The sequence below is a fragment of the Halomonas sp. B23F22_3 genome (assembly GCF_043496965.1).
Classification (GTDB): Bacteria; Pseudomonadota; Gammaproteobacteria; order Pseudomonadales; family Halomonadaceae; genus Halomonas.
Map to the genome: position 1 here is coordinate 498,432 of NZ_JBIEKG010000003.1, position 16,939 is coordinate 515,370.

Consider the following 16,939-nt stretch of genomic DNA (forward strand, 5'->3'; position numbering starts at 1 on the left):
TTTTGCCCACTTTTTTCATATCAGGAGCCCTGCATGAGTTTCCAGGGAGAGCAGCACCCGGGCGTCCAGGCCCCCACGGCCGAGAGCAATGGCTTTCGCCTCAACCACACCATGCTGCGCATCAAGGATCCCGAGAAGGCACTGGCCTTCTATACCCGCGTCTTCGGCATGCGGGTGCTGCGTCGCCTCGACTTCGAGGAGATGCAGTTCTCGCTCTACTTCCTGGCGCGCCCGGAGGCCGGAGAGCCGGTCCCCGAGGCGAGCGACGAGCGCACCGTCTGGACCTTCGACCAGCGCGGCGTGCTGGAGCTGACCCATAACTGGGGCACCGAGATCCAGGACGACTTCGCCTACCACGACGGCAACGCCGAGCCCCAGGGCTTCGGCCACATCTGCTTCAGCGTGCCGGACCTCGAGGCGGCCCAGGCCTGGTTCGACGCCAACGCGGTCGAGTTCGTCAAGCGCGCCGACCAGGGCAAGATGAAGGACGTGGTGTTCGTCAAGGACGCCGACGGCTACTGGATCGAAGTGGTCGAAGCGGCCCGCATGGCCGGCAAGGGCGACTGAGCGCGGGGCCAGCGTTGGCGGTGCCAGCTTGATTGGCGGCGCCGAGGAGCCTAGGGTCATGGTCTGGTTTTCAACGGCATGACCTGCCAAGGAGTCCACATGACCCTGCCTCTTCGTCCCCTGACGCTGGCCCTCGCCGGCACCCTGCTGGCCGCCCCGCTGGCGGTGAGCGTGGCCCAGGCCGCCGAACCCGACCAGGTGCGCTTCTCCGTGCCGGCCTGGCCGGGCGTCACGGTCAAGACCTCCCTGGCCGCCACCCTGCTCGAGACCCTGGGCTATGAGCCGCAGCTGCAGGAGCTGGGTGCCACCATCACCTACGAGGCCCTGAACCAGGGTGAGCTGGATGCCTTCCTGGCGGCCTGGCTGCCCGCCCAGCAGGGGATGTACGACACCAGCTTCGAGGGCGATGACGTCAAGCTCGTCGACCTGGGCACCAACGTCGAAGGGGCGCGCCTCGGTTTCGCCGTGCCGACCTACCTCTACGAAGCCGGCCTCACCTCCGCCGAGGACCTGGACAAGCCCGAGTTCGCCGACAAGCTGGACCGCACCATCTACTCCATCGAGGTGGGGACCGGCATGAGCGATACCCTCAACGAGGCGGTGGAGAACGACACCTACGGCCTGGGGGACTGGGAGCTCTCCGAGACCTCCACGCCGGGCATGCTGAGCGCCGTGGACAACGCCCTCAATCGCGAGGAGTGGATCGTCTTTGCCGGCTGGACCCCGCACTGGATGAACATTGAATACGACGTGAAGTACCTGACCGACACCCAGGACATGTGGGGCCCGGAGGGCGGACGCAGCGACGTGCGCACACTGGTGACCCAGTCCTTCGCCGACGCCAGCCCCAATGCCACCCGGCTGATCGATCAACTCAGCTTCAGCGCCGACGACCAGAGCGCGATGATCCGCGGCTTCAGCTATGAGGAGCAGGAGCCGGAGGACGTGGCAGTGTCGTGGATGCGCGACAACCCCGCCAAGGTCAAGGCGTTCCTCGACGGCGTGACCACCCGCGAGGGTGAGCCGGCCTGGCCGGCCGTGCAGCAGGCGCTGGAGATCCCCGACGCCTGATCCCCACCGGCACGCGTGACGCGACGAGGCCGCCCTTCGGGGCGGCCTCGTTGTCATTGGGGCCCGGAAAAGCCGCCCGTCAGTAGCCGGTCATCTCCAGGTAGCCCTCGCCCAGCGGGGTACCGTCGTCGCGGTCGCTGACCCGCACCGCACCTTCCCAGTAGCTCACCGTGGTGGCCATCCAGCGCTCGGCATGGGGGGCGGCGACGATCAGGTCGAGCCCGCGTTCCGGGAGCTCGAGCCGCCAGCGGGTGGGCATCTCGCGGCCCGCCACCGGGCGTCGTTCCAGCGGGGTCAGGCGCAGGGCGTCAGGCGCGAGCGGCGTGGCCTCGCCGGCGGGGGTGATCCAGGTGCCGGAGAGATAGTCGCCGCCCGCCTCGCCGCCGCCGCGCAGGCGAAAGGCCATCAGCTTGTGGCCATCGGCGAGGTGCAGCGAGAACCAGTCCCAGCCGGTCTGGTCCGGGCCGAGCAGCTGGCTGCTCCACTCGCGGTCGAGCCAGGCGCGGCCGCTGACCTCATGGCTCTCGCCCGCCAGGGTGACCTCGCCGGCGACCTCATAGAAGGGCTGGCTGACGTAGATCGAGCCCTGGCCGTCCGCGGATTTCTGGCTGAAGCCGGCCTCGCCGTGGCGCACCAGCGGGCCGCGTGCCCTGAGATCGAGCCGATAGCCGAAGGCGTCATCGCCCGTGCCGGCGCGGGCGCTCACCGTCAGTCGGTCCAGGGCGTCGCGCGCGGGATCCTCGACGCGGCTTGCCATCGTCCAGTCGTCGAGCCAGGCGCGAAAGGGCCGGGCGGTGACGCCGGCCTGGTCCCGCTCGGGGGATGTTTCATGAGAATCGCCCCGGGCGAAGCGCTCGGCGACCCGGTGGCCCTCGCCCCGGGAGACCGCCATGTGGGCCATCCACAGCTGCTCGGCGGCCCAGGGGCCGGATGGCTCCCGGCGCTTGCCGGGCGGCTGTTGTGGTGGCGAGAGTGCCTGGCGGAACAGCGTCCATTGCACGCCCAGCGCCTCGCCGGCCGCGTCCTCCAGGTTGGCGGTGAGGTACCACCACTCCAGGCGGTAGTCGGGGTGGGGGCCGTGATCCTCGGGGAAGCGCAGCGGCGTGCCCGGCTCGGCGGCAACGAAGCCCTCGGCCTCGCTGCCCAGCCCGGCGAAGCCCTCGGCCGGCGGTGGCGCCGGCTCCCCGCAGCCCGCCAGCAGGGTGAGGAGCGCGCCGAGCCACAGGCCGGCCCGCGGCGCGCTCGATGCGCCGATGCGGGCATGCCTCATGTGGTCTCCTCCTCGGCCAGCAGCGCGCGTGGTGGCGTGCGCCAGAGCGTCAGGGCCGGCAGGCCGGCCGCCAGCAGCGCCACCGCCAGGGCGGTGGCGAGGGTCAGCGCGATCTCGCCGGGGAAGACGTGCAGGGGCAGGCGCCAGCCGAAGGCGGCGACGTTGATCACCGCCACCAGGCAGGCCGTGATGGCGATGCCGAGCGGTACGGCGAGAAGCCCGGTCACCAGCGCCGCGCCGCCCAGCTGGGCGAGCTGCAGCCCCGCCAGGGTGCGGCGCGGCACGCCCAGCGCCCACAGCGGTGCCAGCCGGCGGCGGCGCTCCCGGGCCTGGGCGAGCAGGCTGGCGAGTAGCGCCAGGGCGGCCACCGCCAGGGTCAGGGCGTTGAGGGCCCGGGTGATGGCGAAGGTACGCTCGAAGACCTCGGTGGAGAGCGCCTTGATGCGGCGCTGGTCGAGCACGGCCTGGTCGCCCAGATCGAAGCGCGCGCTCAGCGCCCGGGCCAGCGGGTCGGCTTCGTGGCCCTCGGCGAGCACGATGCCGATCGATCCCGGCGGGGCGTCGAAGCGCTCGCGCAGCCGGGCCGCGGTCAGCAGCACCTCGCCGCGGGGATTGCCGTAATCGGGATAGATCGCGGCGACCCTGACCGTCTGCGGGTCTCGGCCGCTCGGCGCCTGCAGGACGAGCCGGTCGCCGGGGGCGAGGCCCTGGCCCAGGGCCAGCTGTTCGTTGATGAAGCCCTCGCCCGAGGCGAGGGCGGCCCAGGCCGCGTCGCGACCGGCCGCCGTCTCCAGCAGCGGCCAGCTCGGGGTGAGGCGCTCGCCCGGGGTGATGCCGAAGAGCGTCACCGGCAGGCCCAGGGGCCGGGGAGTGGCGCCGTCGGCCGCGATCTCCACGAGGGTCGCGTCCGCCTCGGCGGTGGGCAGCAGCTCGGTCACCGCGTCGCGGCGTTCGAGCCAGGCCTGCACCTCGTCGAAGCGCTCGACCGGCGGGCGCAGATAGAGATCGGCGGCCAGCCGCTGGTCCAGCCAGTCGAGGAAGGTGAGGCGAAAGCCGCCGACCATGCTGCCGACGCCGAGGTTGGCGGAGAGTGCGATCGCGAGCGCCATCATGGCGAGCGAGAGCCGCGGCAGCTGCAACTGCAGGTCGGCCAGGGCCCACTGGGTCAGGGGGCGGTGGCGGGCGAGGCGTCCCAGCCCCGCGAGCCCGGCGGCCAGCAGCGGCGACAGCCACAGCGCACAGGTCAGCATCAGCGCCGCGATCATCACGAAGCCGGCGACCAGCCCCTCGCCGGGCGGCCGGGTGGCGAGCCAGGCCCCCGTGGCCAGCGCCAGCAGGGCGGCGAGGCCGCCGCCGACGGCCTGGCGCCTCAGCTGGCGCTGGAAGCCGGCGCGCCAGGCCTGGACCTGGCCGAGCTCCAGCACGCCGAGCCGGGCGGCCCGCCACAGGGTGCCGCTGCCGGCGATGGCGAGCCCGCCCAGGGTCACGCCGAGCCCGCCGAGCCAGTAGTGCCAGGGCAGCGCCAGCCGAGTGCCGACCGCGGCGCCGTAGAGGCTCTGCAGGGTGGCGGCCACGTCCGGCAGCAGCGCACGGGCCAGCCAGACGCCGCTGGCGATGCCGACCAGGGCGCCGGCGAGGCCGAGCAGCACGAGCTCGAGGGCCAGCACGCCGACCAGGGTGCGTCCCGGCACGCCCAGGGCGCGCAGGGTGCGCAGCAGCCCCAGGCGCTGCTCCAGCGCCAGGCCCAGCGCCGCCTGGACGATGAAGAGCCCGACGATCAGCGCCAGCAGCGCCATGGCGGTGAGGTTGAGGTGAAAGCTGGCGGTGAGCTCGCCGGGGGCCGCCAGGGTCTCGGCGCGGACCAGCCGATAGCCCGCGGGCGCCGCATCCAGCGCGCCCGCCTCGGCCACCAGCCGGCTGAGGGTCTCGCCGCGGCCGAGCAGCCGCGCCGCGGCGGCGATGTCCATGACCAGGGTGCCCGGTGGCAGGCTCGGGGCGAGGACCAGCGGCGGCAGCGTCCGGCCGTCGGCCAGCGTCGGGGTGGCGCCGGGGGCCGTCGAGGCCTCGAGCCCCAGGCGCTCCGCGGTGGCCGGCGCCAGGCGAGTCTGCCAGGGCGGCGTGAAGAAGGCGGTGAGTCCGCCTGGGTCTGAGGAAGAGGGGCTGCCGGCGGTGGCGAAGGCGCTGTCGCCGGGCAGGGTCAGCGGGTCGATGCCGATCACCGTCAGCCGTTCGTCCGTGACGCTGACCGCCTCGCCCTCCAGCAGCGGCGAGACGGGAAGGCCGGCGCGGCGCAACGCGACGAAGTCGCCCCGCGACAGCGCCTCGCCGTCACGGCGTTCGAGGCGATCCAGGCCGCTGGTGAAGAGCGCCTCGGCCCGGGCATAGCTCTCCTTGGCCGAGGCGTTGATCGCCTGCACGCTGCTCCACAGGGCCCCCGCCACCCACAGGCCCAGCAGCAGCATGGCCAGCTGGCCGGGGTGGCGACGATAGTGGCCGAGCAGGGTGGCCAGGGCGACGAGCGTCAGGCGCATGCGTCCCGCCCCGACGCGGGTGTCGTCAGCCGGCCATGGGTGAGGTGCAGGCAGCGATCCAGCGGGGCGGCGACCCGCGGGCTGTGGGTGACCATCAGCAGGCTGCAGCCGGCCTCACGCACCAGCGCCATTAGCAGCTCGAGGACCTCGCCGGCGCTGGCCTCGTCGAGGTTGCCGGTGGGTTCGTCGGCGAGCAGCAGGGCGGGGCGCGGCGCCAGCGCGCGGCCGATGGCCAGGCGCTGCTGCTGGCCGCCGGAGAGCTGCTCGGGGTAGCGCCGCTCCAGCCCGCCGAGGCCCAGCCGCGCGATCAGCTCGGCCGTCCAGTCGGGTCGCTCGCGGTCGGCGAGGCGCGCCTGCAGGCGCAGGTTGTCGCGCACGGTGAGGCTCGCCACCAGGTGGAACTGCTGGAACACCAGGCCCAGGGTCTCGCGGCGCAGCCGCGCCCTGGCCGGCTCGGCGAGCGACGAGAGTGCCTGTCCGGCGAGGCGCACCTCGCCGCGATCGGGCAGGTCGAGGCCCGCGGCCAGGTGCAGCAGGGTCGACTTGCCGCTGCCCGACTCGCCCATCAGTGCCACGCTCTCGCCGGCCGCCAGGTCGAGGTCCACCCCGGCGAGCACCTCGAGGGGCCCCTGGGGCGTGGCGTAGGCCTTGGCGACCTGGCGAAACTCGAGCATGGCGACGTCCTGGCGGAGGGCTTGGCTCGATGGTACACAAAACGGGCGCCATCCGAAGAGGGCGCCCGTGTCGTTGCCAAGTGCGTGACCTCAGTGCGCGTGGTCGTGGGCCGCGTCGCCCTCGTTGGCGTGGTCGTGAGCGTCGCCGTCCTCGCCATGGCCAGGCTCTTCATGGCCCGGCTGTGCCAGGGCGTCGTGGAGTACCCGGGCGTTGTGACGCAGCATGCCGAGCCAGCTATCGGCCTCGCCGTCGCTCGCCAGGGCGTCGGCGTAGAGGGTGCCGGCCACCGGCAGGCCGGTCTCCTCGGCCAGCTGGTCGATCATGGCGGGGCTGGTCATGTTCTCGTGGAACAGCGCCTGGACGTTCTGCTCGCGGATCACGTCGATCAGCCGAGCCATGTTGGCCGCACTGGGCTCGCCCGCGGTGGAGAGCCCCTGGGGCGAGAGGAAGCGCAGGCCGTAGGCGCGGGCGAAGTGGTCGAAGGAGGCGTGGCCGGTGATCACGCTGGTGTCGGCGGGAATCTCGTCGAGCAGCGCGCGCAGCTCGTCGTCGGCGGCGTCGATGGCCGCCAGGTAGCGCTCGGCGTTGGCCCGGTAGGCGTCGGCGTGGGCCGGGTCGGCGGCGATCAGGCCATCGCGGATGTTGCCCACGTAGACCTCGCCCAGGCCCAGGTCCTGCCAGGCGTGGGGATCCGCGCCGCCATGATCGTGATCGTCGTGTCCCTGCGCCTCGACGTGGGGATCGTCCGCATGGGCGTCGTGATCGTCGCCCTCGGCCAGGTGCGCTTCAAGGCCGTCGGTGGCCACCACCAGCGGGCCGTCGAAGTCGCTGGCGTCGATTAGCCGCTCCATCCAGCCCTCGAACTGCAGGCCGTTGAAGACCACCAGGTCCGCCTCGGCGAGCCGGCGGGCATCGGTGGGGCGCGGCGAGTAGACGTGGGCGTCGCTGTCCGGGCCGACCAGCGACGCCACCTCGACGTGCTCGCCGCCGACGCGGTCGATTATGTCGGCGAGGATGCTGAAGCTGGTGACCACCTGGACGCGCTCGGCGGCCAGGGCGGGGAGGGCCAGCAGGGTCGTGGCCCCGGCGAGCAGGGCGAGGGGGCGGGAGAGGCGCATGGAGGCTTCCTTCGTTGGGGGCGTCAGTCGGGTTCGGGGGCGCCCAGCGGCATGGCATGGCGGCGCCGGCGGGCGGTGAGGCTATGGTGGCGGCCGAACAGCGCGGAGAGCACGTAGCCGAGGCCGGCCAGCAGGATGATCGCCGGGCCCGAGGGCAGGCTCAGGTGATAGGAGAGCAGCAGCCCGCCGGTGCTCGCCACCAGCGCGATGGCGATGGCGATCGCGATCAGCCCCTCCAGGCGCTGGCTCCAGAAGCGCGCCGTGGTGGCGGGAAGCATCATCAGGCCCACGGCCATCAGGGTGCCCAGCGTCTGGAAGCCGGCGGTGAGGTTGAGCACCACCAGGCCGAGGAAGGTGCCGTGAACGAGGCCGCCGCGCACCCCCTGGCCGCGCAGGAACAGCGGGTCGAGGCACTCCACCACCAGGGCGCGGAAGATCACCGCCAGGGTGATCACGATCAGGCTGCTGATGCCGGCGATCAGGATCAGGGCAGTGGAGTCGACGGCCAGGATCGAGCCGAACAGCACGTGGGTGAGATCGACGCTGCTGCCGCCCAGCGACACCAGCATCACGCCCGCGGCCAGCGAGATGAGGAAGAAGCTCGCCATGGCCGAATCCTCCTTGTGGCCGGTCATCTGCGACACGCTGCCGGCGAGCACCGCGATCAACAGCCCCGAGAGGATGCCGCCGAGGCTCATCATCGGCAGCGAGAAGCCGGCGGCCAGAAAGCCCAGCGCGACGCCGGGCAGGATGGCGTGGGCCATGGCGTCGCCGATCAGGCTCATGCCGCGCAGCATCAAAAACACGCCCAGCGGCGGGGCGGCCAGCGACAGCGCCAGCCCGGCCACCAGGGCGCGCTGCATGAAGCCGTAGTCGAAGGGGGCGATCAGCCAGGCGTCAAGCAGTGCCAGCATGGGAAGCATCCGGAAAGGTCAGGGGCAGGCGCGGCGCGCGGGGCGCCAGGCCGCTGTGGTGGTCGAGCAGGGCGTCGGGGCGCACCCAGCGGCCGTGGCCGCCGGCGAGCAGCAGCACGTCGTCGGCCAGGCGGGCGAGCTGCTCCATGTCGTGGAGCACCACGATGATGGTGGTGCCGTGCCGGGCCATGTCGCGCAGCACGTCCATCAGCACGTCGACGGTCTCGATGTCGACGTTGGCGAAGGGCTCGTCGAGCAGCAGCAGCTCGGCCTCCTGCATCAGGGTGCGGCCGAACAGGGCGCGTTGGCGCTGGCCGCCGGAGAGCGCGCCCAGCGGGCGGTGCGCCAGGTGCGAGATGCCGAGCTTGGCCATGATCTCGCGGCCGCGGCGGTAGTGAGGGCCGCAGTAGCCCTTCAGGGCGCCGTGGCTCGGCCAGGTGCCGGTCATGATCAGCTCTTCCACGCTCATCGGGAAGGTCAGGTCCAGCGCCAGCTGCTGGGGCAGCCAGGCGCGGCGCTCCCGGGGCACCGTGCACGCGACCCGGCCGGCGACCGGCTCGAGCATGCCCATGATCGCCGAGATCAGGGTGCTCTTGCCGGCGCCGTTGGCGCCGATCAGCGCGGTGATGGCGCCGTCCATGAAGCGCCCGTCGAGATGCTCGAGGACCGTCTGGCCGCCGCGGGCCAGCTGCAGGTCGTGCAGTTGCAGGCGCGCCATCAGGACCACCATCCCGCGGCCCAGGAGACCGCCAGCCACAGGGCGGCCAGCGGCGCGGCGGCGAGCAGCAGCCGGCGCGCCGAGGAGAGCGACATCAGCGAGAAGTGGCAGGGCCCTTCGGGGCGGTGCCGGTGCGGTCGGTGCGTCATGGGGGATCGTCTCCGGAAGTGCGGAAAAGGTTATAACATAACAATTGCGCTTCCGGCCAATAGAACCCGGCCATCGAGCGCTCGCGTCGGTCCGGGAGCGTGGTCAGGGGCACGGCCGATCGTCCCCCTCGGCCGGCTCAGCGGCGCTTGCGGGCGATGAACTGCACCACGGCGCCGAGGCCGGTATGGCCGCGGCCCTCGATCACCGTGCGGTCGATCTCGCGGCTCGCGAGGATCTCGAAATCGGCGTAGGCCGCCTCCAGCTCCGCGGCGGTCGGCGTGCGATCCGGGGTGTCCGGCCCGCCGGTGTCCCGCGGTACCTGGGCCGGGGTGTAGGCCTCGAGGATCAGCACGCCACCGGGCTTCAGGGTGCGCACGACCTGGCGATGCAGGTGTGGGCGCCCCGCCTCGGGCACGTGGCAGAAGATCGACACCACCGCGTCGAAGGCCTCGGCGTCGAAGGTGTGCTGCGTGAGATCGGCGTGCAGGGTCTCGAGCGCTACGCCCTCACGCTCGGCCAGCCGCGCGGCCTTGCCGAGGCCGACCGCGGAGGCATCCACGGAGAGCACCCGATGGCCGAGCCCGGCCAGGTAGACGCCGTTGCGCCCCTCGCCATCGGCCAGGCACAGCACCCTCTGCGGCGGCTCGCCGATCAGGCCGACCTGCTCGCGCAGGAAGTCGTTGGGCTCGGTGCCGTAGAGGTAGTCGTCGCTGTCGAAGCGTTCATCCCACATGGCCGTTCCTCGTCGATGGCGATGGATAGGACCATCGAGACTACCAAGGGGGCGGGTGAGCGTCAGCGGGGAGGGGCGCGAAGACTGTGGCGCCGCCCCTGGGTCGCGTAAACTCCTCGCTCCTCAACGACTCTCAGGAGTGATGGCATGCCACGGACGTACTTCTCCCGCCCCCTGCTCGCCGCCGGCCTGGCCGCCGGGCTCGCGCTGAGCGCCGCGCCCGCCATGGCGGCCGGCACCGGCTTCTATGTCGGCGCCGGTGTCGGCGAGACCCACGGCGACGGCGCCTTCGACGACGAGACGAGTCACTGGAAGCTCACCGGCGGCTACCACTTCGGCTGGCTGCCGTTCCTCGATCTCGGCGCCGAGCTGAGCTACGTCAATACCGGCGAGCTCCAGGGCGAGGTGGGTGGCCGCTCGGCGACCCTCGAGGTCGAGAGCTTCCAGGCCATGGGGCTTGCCGGGCTGAGCTTCGGCCCGCTGGGCCTCTACGCCAAGGCCGGCATGGCCGACTGGGACGCCGAGCGCAGCGGCAGCGGCATCGGCGATCGCTCCGGCACCGACCCGGTCTACGGCGTGGGCGCGCGCCTCGGGCTGTTCGGCCTCACCGGACGGCTGGAGTATGAGCACATCGACGCCGACGAGATCGGCGACCTGGACATGCTCACCGCCGGGGTGATCTACACCTTCTGATGGCGCCTGGCCGGACGCGGACGCCAGGGGCGAGGGCTCGCATCGCACCTTCATAATTCTTGCGCGATGAGCGGTTAACATGCGAACAAATCTCATCCTCAAGGAGCCCTTCATGGACGCCATCACCACCCACTACGGCCGCGTCAGCCGGATGCTCCACTGGAGCATGGCGGGCCTGTTCGCCCTGCAGTTCGTGACGGCCGGGGTGCGCTTCGTCTTTCCAGACAGCGCCCTCGAGGAGGCCGTCTGGGGCGCCCATAAGCCGCTGGGCGCCCTGCTGATGCTGCTGGTGGTGCTGCGCCTGGTGTGGGCGCTGGTCGATCGTGCCCGGCGCCCCCTCTCGCTCAACCTGGCGGCCAGCCTCGGCCACCTCGCGCTGTACGCCCTGATGGTGGCGGTGCCGCTGGCCGCCCTGCTGCGTCAGTACGGCTCGGGTCGTGCCTTCTCGCCCTTCGGCCTCCCGGTGATGCAAGGCTTCGAGGGCGAGATCGAGTGGATGACCACCATCGGCGGGGCCGTCCACGGCCTGCTGGGCTGGAGCCTGCTGGCGCTGATCGTGGGGCATGTCGTGATGGTGATCTGGCACCGCCGCCGCGGCGATGAGGACGTGCTGGTCCGCATGGCCCCCGGTCGCTCCTGCCGCCGGTGACAGGCGGGGCCCGGTCGACTCACGGCATCCGCCCGACGAGCCCCCTCTCCCGGCCGGGGCTTGCCTGGCCGCTCGAGCGCCGCGCATGATGAAGGGCGGCGTCGTGCCTCCGTTCGCCCGGCGCTACCCATCATGATCGCCACCACCGGGAGTGTCTCCGTATGTCCGAGCGCGTGATCCTCACCACCTCCTCGCACCTCGAGGGCTACCGCGTGACCGAGCACGTCGACATCGTCTCCGCCGAGTGCGTGTTCGGCATGAACATCCTCAAGGACATGTTCGCCGGCTTCCGCGACTTCTTCGGCGGGCGCAACACCTCGTCCCAGGATGCGCTGCGGGACGCGAGAGTGGCCTGCCTGGACGAGCTGCGCCGCGAGGCCGAGTCGATGGGCGCCAATGCCGTGATCGGCATCGACCTCGACTACAGCGAGATCTCCGGCGGCGGCAAGTCGATGCTGTTCCTGGTGGCGACGGGCACCGCGGTGAAGGTCACCCAGGCCTGAACCGATAGCGGAGCAGCCGATGGCCTTCCATAACCCCGATCCGAAGATGCGCGCGCTGGAACAGCGCAATGCCGAGCTGCGCGCGGCCCTCTTCGCCAAGGCGTTCCGTGGCGCCTGGTCGTGGCTTCGCCGAGGCGTTCGGCGGCTGGCCAGCGCTAGACCCTGGCGACGCCGGTGCCGGCCACCGGGCTGCCGCCGACGCTAGCGCGGCGTCCGCAAGGCCGCATCGTGTGCCGCGTGGTTGCGCATTGTCCGGTTTTCAATGACTCGGCTTTAGGATGCGGATGGGAGAGAACCCGCGACTGTCATGGACTTGCATCTTACAAAGCACCATGACTGTCCGGGTTTCAGTTAGAAACCAGACAGTAGCAGCCGCCTCGAGGCACGTCATTTCAGGGGTGATAGGGCTGTCGACATGGGATTCACTGCGCGGCGCGTCTCCTACCAGAAGGCTGGATCATTGAACGCCTCGACACAGTGCGCCGTCCCCTTCAGTGGCGTCATCTCGGTTTCCGTCAGCGACTGCGCGAGCCAGCCCTCAGGGTATTGCAGCTTGAAGGGCGCCGGGATGAAGGCCTCAGTAACCGGAGCAAAGCCAACACGCGAGTAGTAGTTCGGGTCACCATAGGTCACGGCGATGTCGATCCCCGCCTCACGCAGCGCTTGCAGGGCATAGACTAGCAGTTGCCGCCCAACACCTTGGCTTTGCCACTCGGTTGCCACCGCCACCGGGCCGAGCACAAACACGTTCCGATCATCCTGGTCGTAGGTCAGCCTCGAGAAGACCGCCCCACCGATGACCGCACCATCGGACTCAGCGGTGAAAACATAGAGATCCGACGCTGGCGTGCGAGACAGCTGGTTACGCACCAGGTCGCCAATCAGCGTACCTTCTGACGCTCCCTCAGAGGCGGTGAAGGTCGCCGTGAACAGCTCGACGAGTTCCTGATCGCGCCCTCGGACGCCTTGCGAAAATTCCATTGGGGCTCCTTTGGTGCCATGCGCATGTACAGGGCCGCCGTCTAGGTTCCAGTCAAAAGCCAGACAATAACAGGTGTTATGTCACCTGATGAGCCGCGATTCAGGGGCCAAGTGACTACCCTGATACACCAACTTCAAGCACGATTTTTCCGACATGACGCTTTTCCTGGAACAGTGCCTGTGCCTCGCCTATCTGCTCGAGGGGCAGAGACGCCGCCACCAAGGGCGCAATGCGGCCTTGCTCGATGTGAGAGACCAGATTGCCGAAGACCTCGGGCTCGATGACCGTACAGCCCAACAGGTTCAGGTCCTTGAGATAGAGAGTGCGAACATCCAGCTCGACGATGGGGCCGGCGATGGCGCCCGAGACGGCATAGCGTCCCTTGCGGCACAGGACCTCCAGGTATTGCGGCCACTGCTCGCCGGCCACCAGATCTACCACGACATCGATGCTGTCAGCCTCGATGACATCTCGCAGAGCATCGTCTCGTAGCACCACCTCGTCGGCCCCCAGTTCCCGCAATATTTCGGCCTTCTCTGCGCTGGTGATGGCGATCACATACGCCCCGCGGGCCTTGGCCAACTGGACGGCGGCCGAGCCGACCCCGCCGGAGGCACCTGTGACCAATACGCGCTCCCCTGATGCTAACCTGGCCCGCGTCAGCATGTTCTCGGCGGTGGAATAGGAGCAGGGAAAGGAGGCGAGTTCCACGTCGCTCAACTGACTGTCGATGCGATAGGCATGCCGCGCAGCCACGGTCGTGTACTCCGCGAAACCGCCATCGCACTCGGAACCGAAGTACCAAGGCTGATCCAGCAGTTGGCCGCCGCCTTCCCTGATGCAGGGTTCGATCAGCACTCGCTCGCCGACCCGCTCGCCGACCCGCTCGGCGCTCACTCCCTCACCGACCGCGGCAATCCGGCCACAGACATCGGCGCCCTGGATGCGCGGAAACTGGAGAGCCTGCCCCGACCAGCTGGCATCCTCGCTTTCACCATCGCCTTTGGAGTACCAGGCGAGGCGGGTGTTGATGTCGGTGTTGTTGACCCCGGCCGCGGCCACCCGAATCAATACCTCGCCCGGCCTCGGGGTAGGCACGGGAATATCGTGACGGGCTTGAAGCATGTCCGGTCCACCATGCCCGGTCAGCTGGATGCCATACATCGTGTCAGGCAGCGTCATCGTCGGTTCTCCTCATCAGTTGCATGGCAGCCGTTTGGGCTGACCGAATGGCTTCCTCCCCTAGCGTGGGCCAAGCCGTCGAGGCTCCTTCGTGAAGGAGGAAAAGTTCTCCCGCCAGATCCTCACGACCGCTCAGGGTCACCAGTAATCGGCGCATGTCGTGTTTGTGCTGCTTCACCGAGGCATTGACCTGCGGATTGTGTGGAAAGGCAGCGAAGGCGCTCATGGACAGGCAGCCATTTGGCGCGTTGTTCACCATCCACTGGGACAGGCGTTGTAATAGCTCGGTGATGGCATCGATCCCGGGAGGTGGGGCATCCGTCGCCAGGAAGGCGAGATAGCGGGCATGACGATGATCCAACGCTCCGATCACCATGGCTTCCTTGGAGGGGAAGTGGCGATAAAGGGTCCTCATGCTGACCCCGGATGCTTTTTGGATCTCAGGCACGCTGGGTGTGGCGAAGCCCTGTTGGCTGAAAAACCCTTCCAGCCGTGCCGCAATCTGATCCTTGTCCATGAGCTACCTCGAGTGTAGAAAGATCATTCTACTCAAAGGTAGAATGATCTTTCTACACTCGTCAAGTCATGCCATGCCACGGCGGGTCAAAAGCCGTCGCACCGCCCCCGCCATTGAGGTGATCTCGAAGGGGCCCAGATCCACCCTTCGGTCGTTATTTGAATGGTCAATCAAAATAAAGGAGGATGGCAGCGTTACCCACTAATAACGCAACGTACTGCATGGGAGCGCTTCAATGACCAAGCGGCTCGAACGACTCTTGCTGGCCGGCCTGCTGGCCGGCGCCTCTGCGGCGTCTCACGCCGATGTCAGTATCACCCGTGGCGCCACGGCGATCCCCGACGGGGAAGCCCAGTCGAGCGAGGACCTGACCATCGCCAATGAGCGGCTGGCCTTCTCCCTCGCCGTGGCATCCGCACCGCCCTGGGGCGTGCCCCGCGGCACCCTGGTCGACCTGGCCGCCGTCAAGGACGGCGAGATCGACCTGGACCGCATCGCCTTCGCCGACTTCATCCCCAACAACTGGTCCTCCTGGCCCAACGACGGCAAGGACGTGGAGATCGTCGAGGACTCGCCCGAGCGGGCCGTGGTCCGCATTCGTCGCAACTGGGGCGAGGCCTGGGTCACCACCACCTATACCCTCGCGGCCGGCAGCGACCGCATCGGCCTCGAGACCGAGCTGGAGAACGCCGGCGAGGCGCCGCTGGAGGCCATTCGCTCGGGCTATACCCTGTGGCCGGACACCGGCTTCCTGTTCGGCGTTCCCGGGCTCGGCGATGCCAAGGAGACCGTGGCCGACGCGGCGCTGACCGATCGTATGGTCGCCTACGATCGCGACTGGGTCTTCGCCCTCCACGCCCCCTACTTCGATCGCGTCAACTACGAAGGCCAGGACATGTACCTCGAGCATGACCTGGCGCCGGGCGAGTCCCGCACCTTCCAGGGCTCGCTCCAGGTGGTGCCCCAGGGCGACCTGGCGCCGGTGGTGGCCTTCGAGGCCGAGCGCCACGGCGAGGCGGTCGGTCGGATCGCGGGCAGCCTGCGCAACGACAGCGGCGAGGCCCCGCAGGACGGCCTGGTGATGATCGAGAAGCAGGGCCACCCCTACGCCTGGACCCTGGCCGAGGGCGGCCGCTTCGAGATGTCGCTGCCGGCGGGCGAGTACCGCGCCTACGCCACGGCCCAGGGCCACGCCAACAGCGAGCCCGTCGCGCTGACGGTGACCGAGGGCGGCGAGCAGACGCTCGACTTCGCCGGCCTGGAAGGCCCGGGCACGCTGAGTCTCGACGTGAAGGATGCCGAGACCGGCGAGCCCCGCGATGCGCGCCTGGTGATCCTCGAGGGGCAGCAGCCGCCCGTCGAGTTCCTCGGCAAGCAGACCTTCTTCACCGAGCTTGCCCCGGCCGGCCAGGCGGAGCTGGCCCTCGCGCCCGGCGACTACCGCCTGAGCGTCAACGCCGGCGCCGGCTTCACCGCCGAGCAGCAGGAGTTCGCGGTGAGCCTGGCCTCCGGCGAGGCCGTGCAGAAGACCCTCGAGATCGAGCGGCTCGCCGAGCCCAACGACGACGCCTGGTACGGCGCCGACCTGCACCACCACGCCAACGTCCTCGAGGGCACCACCCCGCCCGAGACGGTCGTGCGGGCGCAGCTGGCCACCGACCTCGACCTGACGTTCATCAGCGACCATGACTCCACCGCCAACCATGAGCGCTTCCAGGCGCTCTCCGCGCAGCGCGGCGTGCCGTTCATTCCGTCCATCGAGGTGTCGGCGTCCTGGGGGCACATGAACCCCTTCCCCATCGACCTTGCCGGTGAGATGCAGGTGGATCCGGGCACCGACAGCGTCCAGGCGATCCTCGCGGACGCCCGTCGCCTGAACGCCGAGGTGATTCCGCTGAACCATCCGTTCAACGACTACGGCTACCTGCGCAACCTGGCCAACGACAGCGTGCCGGGCGGCTTCGCCACCGGCTTCGACCTGCTCGAGCTCAACGCCGAGGTCGACAACGTCCCGACGCGCCAGACGGCGCATAACCTCTGGGACGCGGGCAGCCGCGTCTACTTCACCGCGGGCACCGACACCCACGACGCCTGGAACGACCTCACCGGCCGCATCCGCATGATGGCCAGGGTGCCGGGCGAGCTGACGCCGCGCGCCTTCGCCCGTGCCCTCAAGGACGGCCACGGCTACGCCACCCAGGGGCCGCTGCTGCATCCGCGCAATGGCCTGTTCGGCGACACCCTGCGCCTGCCCGAGGGGGAGGCCTTCACCTGGAAGGTCGATGTCACGGCCGTCGACGGGCTCAAGGAGGCCCGGCTGATCGGGAAAGGCGGCGAGGTGCTCGAGACCGTCGCCCTGGACGGCCGCGAGGCCAGCCTCTCGCTGACCCTGGATGAGGCGGTCGAGGGCTGGGTCGCCCTCGAGGTCGACGACCAGGATGACGAGACCGCCTGGAGCAACCCGTTGTGGGTGACGCGTGAGCAGCCGGCGCCCTACACGGCCGCCGCCGAGGGCTGATCGCTCCCGCTGCCCAGCATGACCAGGCCGCCCCTCCGGGGGCGGCCTTTTTCGTGGGCAGAGGGCACCATGGTCGGCGGGCCACGGAGCGCCGGGTGTTCCGCGAGCCACTGGCATTTTTTGCGGCGCCGGGAATAAGGTCGTCGTC

Annotated in this window: 17 protein-coding genes; 6 read left to right on the forward strand and 11 right to left on the reverse strand. The window is 70.0% G+C overall.

Annotation, left to right across the window (positions count from 1 at the left end; genetic code table 11):
- Positions 1–33 precede the first annotated feature (33 nt).
- Positions 34–567: a lactoylglutathione lyase gene (gloA, locus tag ACGTNG_RS08715; protein WP_394576622.1), complete on the forward strand. Its 534-nt coding sequence runs from the start codon at positions 34–36 to the stop codon at positions 565–567.
- A gap of 99 nt (positions 568–666) precedes the next feature.
- The gene (locus ACGTNG_RS08720; protein WP_394576623.1) at positions 667–1,638 is read left to right on the forward strand and encodes an ABC transporter substrate-binding protein; all 972 of its coding nucleotides are present in this window, start codon (positions 667–669) and stop codon (positions 1,636–1,638) included.
- A gap of 79 nt (positions 1,639–1,717) precedes the next feature.
- On the opposite strand, the gene ACGTNG_RS08725 is transcribed toward ACGTNG_RS08720, so the two are convergent.
- From ACGTNG_RS08725 to ACGTNG_RS08760, 8 genes are all read right to left on the reverse strand, one after another.
- Positions 1,718–2,908 carry a lipocalin-like domain-containing protein gene (locus ACGTNG_RS08725; RefSeq protein ID WP_394576624.1) on the reverse strand — a complete coding sequence of 397 codons (1,191 nt, stop codon included), beginning with the start codon at positions 2,906–2,908 and terminating at the stop codon, positions 1,718–1,720.
- Positions 2,905–5,439 carry an FtsX-like permease family protein gene (locus ACGTNG_RS08730; protein WP_394576625.1) on the reverse strand — a complete coding sequence of 845 codons (2,535 nt, stop codon included), beginning with the start codon at positions 5,437–5,439 and terminating at the stop codon, positions 2,905–2,907. The genes ACGTNG_RS08725 and ACGTNG_RS08730 overlap by 4 nt, the downstream gene beginning before the upstream one ends.
- Positions 5,430–6,113, reverse strand: a complete 684-nt coding sequence (locus ACGTNG_RS08735) for an ABC transporter ATP-binding protein (protein ID WP_394576626.1) — start codon at positions 6,111–6,113, stop codon at positions 5,430–5,432. Before ACGTNG_RS08735 ends, ACGTNG_RS08730 begins: the two co-directional genes overlap by 10 nt.
- Positions 6,114–6,203: 90 nt before the next feature.
- Entirely contained in the window at positions 6,204–7,232 is a 1,029-nt protein-coding gene (locus tag ACGTNG_RS08740) for a metal ABC transporter solute-binding protein, Zn/Mn family (RefSeq protein WP_394576627.1), read from the reverse strand.
- Positions 7,233–7,255: 23 nt separating this feature from the next.
- Positions 7,256–8,146 (reverse strand): metal ABC transporter permease, encoded by an 891-nt coding sequence (locus ACGTNG_RS08745; protein ID WP_089846549.1) that lies wholly within the window; start codon positions 8,144–8,146, stop codon positions 7,256–7,258.
- Positions 8,130–8,864, reverse strand: a complete 735-nt coding sequence (locus tag ACGTNG_RS08750; RefSeq protein WP_394576628.1) for a metal ABC transporter ATP-binding protein — start codon at positions 8,862–8,864, stop codon at positions 8,130–8,132. The genes ACGTNG_RS08745 and ACGTNG_RS08750 overlap by 17 nt, the downstream gene beginning before the upstream one ends.
- Positions 8,864–9,013 (reverse strand): hypothetical protein, encoded by a 150-nt coding sequence (locus ACGTNG_RS08755; protein ID WP_394576629.1) that lies wholly within the window; start codon positions 9,011–9,013, stop codon positions 8,864–8,866. Before ACGTNG_RS08755 ends, ACGTNG_RS08750 begins: the two co-directional genes overlap by 1 nt.
- Before the next feature lie 137 nt (positions 9,014–9,150).
- Positions 9,151–9,747 carry an SAM-dependent methyltransferase gene (locus tag ACGTNG_RS08760; RefSeq protein ID WP_394576630.1) on the reverse strand — a complete coding sequence of 199 codons (597 nt, stop codon included), beginning with the start codon at positions 9,745–9,747 and terminating at the stop codon, positions 9,151–9,153.
- A gap of 147 nt (positions 9,748–9,894) precedes the next feature.
- Between ACGTNG_RS08760 and ACGTNG_RS08765 the strand changes: the two genes are divergently transcribed.
- From ACGTNG_RS08765 to ACGTNG_RS08775, 3 genes are all read left to right on the forward strand, one after another.
- Entirely contained in the window at positions 9,895–10,440 is a 546-nt protein-coding gene (locus ACGTNG_RS08765) for an outer membrane beta-barrel protein (protein ID WP_394576631.1), read from the forward strand.
- A gap of 79 nt (positions 10,441–10,519) precedes the next feature.
- The gene (locus ACGTNG_RS08770) at positions 10,520–11,089 is read left to right on the forward strand and encodes a cytochrome b (protein WP_394576632.1); all 570 of its coding nucleotides are present in this window, start codon (positions 10,520–10,522) and stop codon (positions 11,087–11,089) included.
- A gap of 161 nt (positions 11,090–11,250) precedes the next feature.
- Positions 11,251–11,592 (forward strand): YbjQ family protein, encoded by a 342-nt coding sequence (locus tag ACGTNG_RS08775; RefSeq protein ID WP_394576633.1) that lies wholly within the window; start codon positions 11,251–11,253, stop codon positions 11,590–11,592.
- 441 nt (positions 11,593–12,033) lie between these two features.
- Here ACGTNG_RS08775 and ACGTNG_RS08780 read toward each other — a convergent pair whose 3' ends face one another.
- The 3 genes from ACGTNG_RS08780 to ACGTNG_RS08790 form a co-directional block, all read right to left on the reverse strand.
- Positions 12,034–12,573 carry a GNAT family N-acetyltransferase gene (locus ACGTNG_RS08780; RefSeq protein ID WP_394576634.1) on the reverse strand — a complete coding sequence of 180 codons (540 nt, stop codon included), beginning with the start codon at positions 12,571–12,573 and terminating at the stop codon, positions 12,034–12,036.
- A gap of 115 nt (positions 12,574–12,688) precedes the next feature.
- Entirely contained in the window at positions 12,689–13,756 is a 1,068-nt protein-coding gene (locus ACGTNG_RS08785) for an alcohol dehydrogenase family protein (RefSeq protein WP_394576635.1), read from the reverse strand.
- Positions 13,743–14,273 carry a TetR/AcrR family transcriptional regulator gene (locus tag ACGTNG_RS08790; RefSeq protein WP_394576636.1) on the reverse strand — a complete coding sequence of 177 codons (531 nt, stop codon included), beginning with the start codon at positions 14,271–14,273 and terminating at the stop codon, positions 13,743–13,745. The genes ACGTNG_RS08785 and ACGTNG_RS08790 overlap by 14 nt, the downstream gene beginning before the upstream one ends.
- 235 nt (positions 14,274–14,508) lie before the next feature.
- On the opposite strand from ACGTNG_RS08790, the gene ACGTNG_RS08795 reads away from it, so the two are divergent.
- Positions 14,509–16,791, forward strand: a complete 2,283-nt coding sequence (locus ACGTNG_RS08795; protein ID WP_394576637.1) for a CehA/McbA family metallohydrolase — start codon at positions 14,509–14,511, stop codon at positions 16,789–16,791.
- Positions 16,792–16,939: the final 148 nt, after the last annotated feature.

Coding starts and splice junctions, on each gene's coding strand:
- ACGTNG_RS08720 (WP_394576623.1), top strand. CDS start 667: ATGACCCTGCCTCTTCGTCCCCTGACGCTGGCCCTCGCCGGCACCCTG.
- ACGTNG_RS08760 (WP_394576630.1), bottom strand. CDS start 9,747: ATGTGGGATGAACGCTTCGACAGCGACGACTACCTCTACGGCACCGAG.
- ACGTNG_RS08750 (WP_394576628.1), bottom strand. CDS start 8,864: ATGGCGCGCCTGCAACTGCACGACCTGCAGCTGGCCCGCGGCGGCCAG.
- ACGTNG_RS08795 (WP_394576637.1), top strand. CDS start 14,509: ATGACCAAGCGGCTCGAACGACTCTTGCTGGCCGGCCTGCTGGCCGGC.
- ACGTNG_RS08775 (WP_394576633.1), top strand. CDS start 11,251: ATGTCCGAGCGCGTGATCCTCACCACCTCCTCGCACCTCGAGGGCTAC.
- gloA (WP_394576622.1), top strand. CDS start 34: ATGAGTTTCCAGGGAGAGCAGCACCCGGGCGTCCAGGCCCCCACGGCC.
- ACGTNG_RS08755 (WP_394576629.1), bottom strand. CDS start 9,013: ATGACGCACCGACCGCACCGGCACCGCCCCGAAGGGCCCTGCCACTTC.
- ACGTNG_RS08730 (WP_394576625.1), bottom strand. CDS start 5,439: ATGCGCCTGACGCTCGTCGCCCTGGCCACCCTGCTCGGCCACTATCGT.
- ACGTNG_RS08790 (WP_394576636.1), bottom strand. CDS start 14,273: ATGGACAAGGATCAGATTGCGGCACGGCTGGAAGGGTTTTTCAGCCAA.
- ACGTNG_RS08745 (WP_089846549.1), bottom strand. CDS start 8,146: ATGCTGGCACTGCTTGACGCCTGGCTGATCGCCCCCTTCGACTACGGC.
- ACGTNG_RS08770 (WP_394576632.1), top strand. CDS start 10,520: ATGCGAACAAATCTCATCCTCAAGGAGCCCTTCATGGACGCCATCACC.
- ACGTNG_RS08735 (WP_394576626.1), bottom strand. CDS start 6,113: ATGCTCGAGTTTCGCCAGGTCGCCAAGGCCTACGCCACGCCCCAGGGG.
- ACGTNG_RS08785 (WP_394576635.1), bottom strand. CDS start 13,756: ATGACGCTGCCTGACACGATGTATGGCATCCAGCTGACCGGGCATGGT.
- ACGTNG_RS08740 (WP_394576627.1), bottom strand. CDS start 7,232: ATGCGCCTCTCCCGCCCCCTCGCCCTGCTCGCCGGGGCCACGACCCTG.
- ACGTNG_RS08780 (WP_394576634.1), bottom strand. CDS start 12,573: ATGGAATTTTCGCAAGGCGTCCGAGGGCGCGATCAGGAACTCGTCGAG.
- ACGTNG_RS08725 (WP_394576624.1), bottom strand. CDS start 2,908: ATGAGGCATGCCCGCATCGGCGCATCGAGCGCGCCGCGGGCCGGCCTG.
- ACGTNG_RS08765 (WP_394576631.1), top strand. CDS start 9,895: ATGCCACGGACGTACTTCTCCCGCCCCCTGCTCGCCGCCGGCCTGGCC.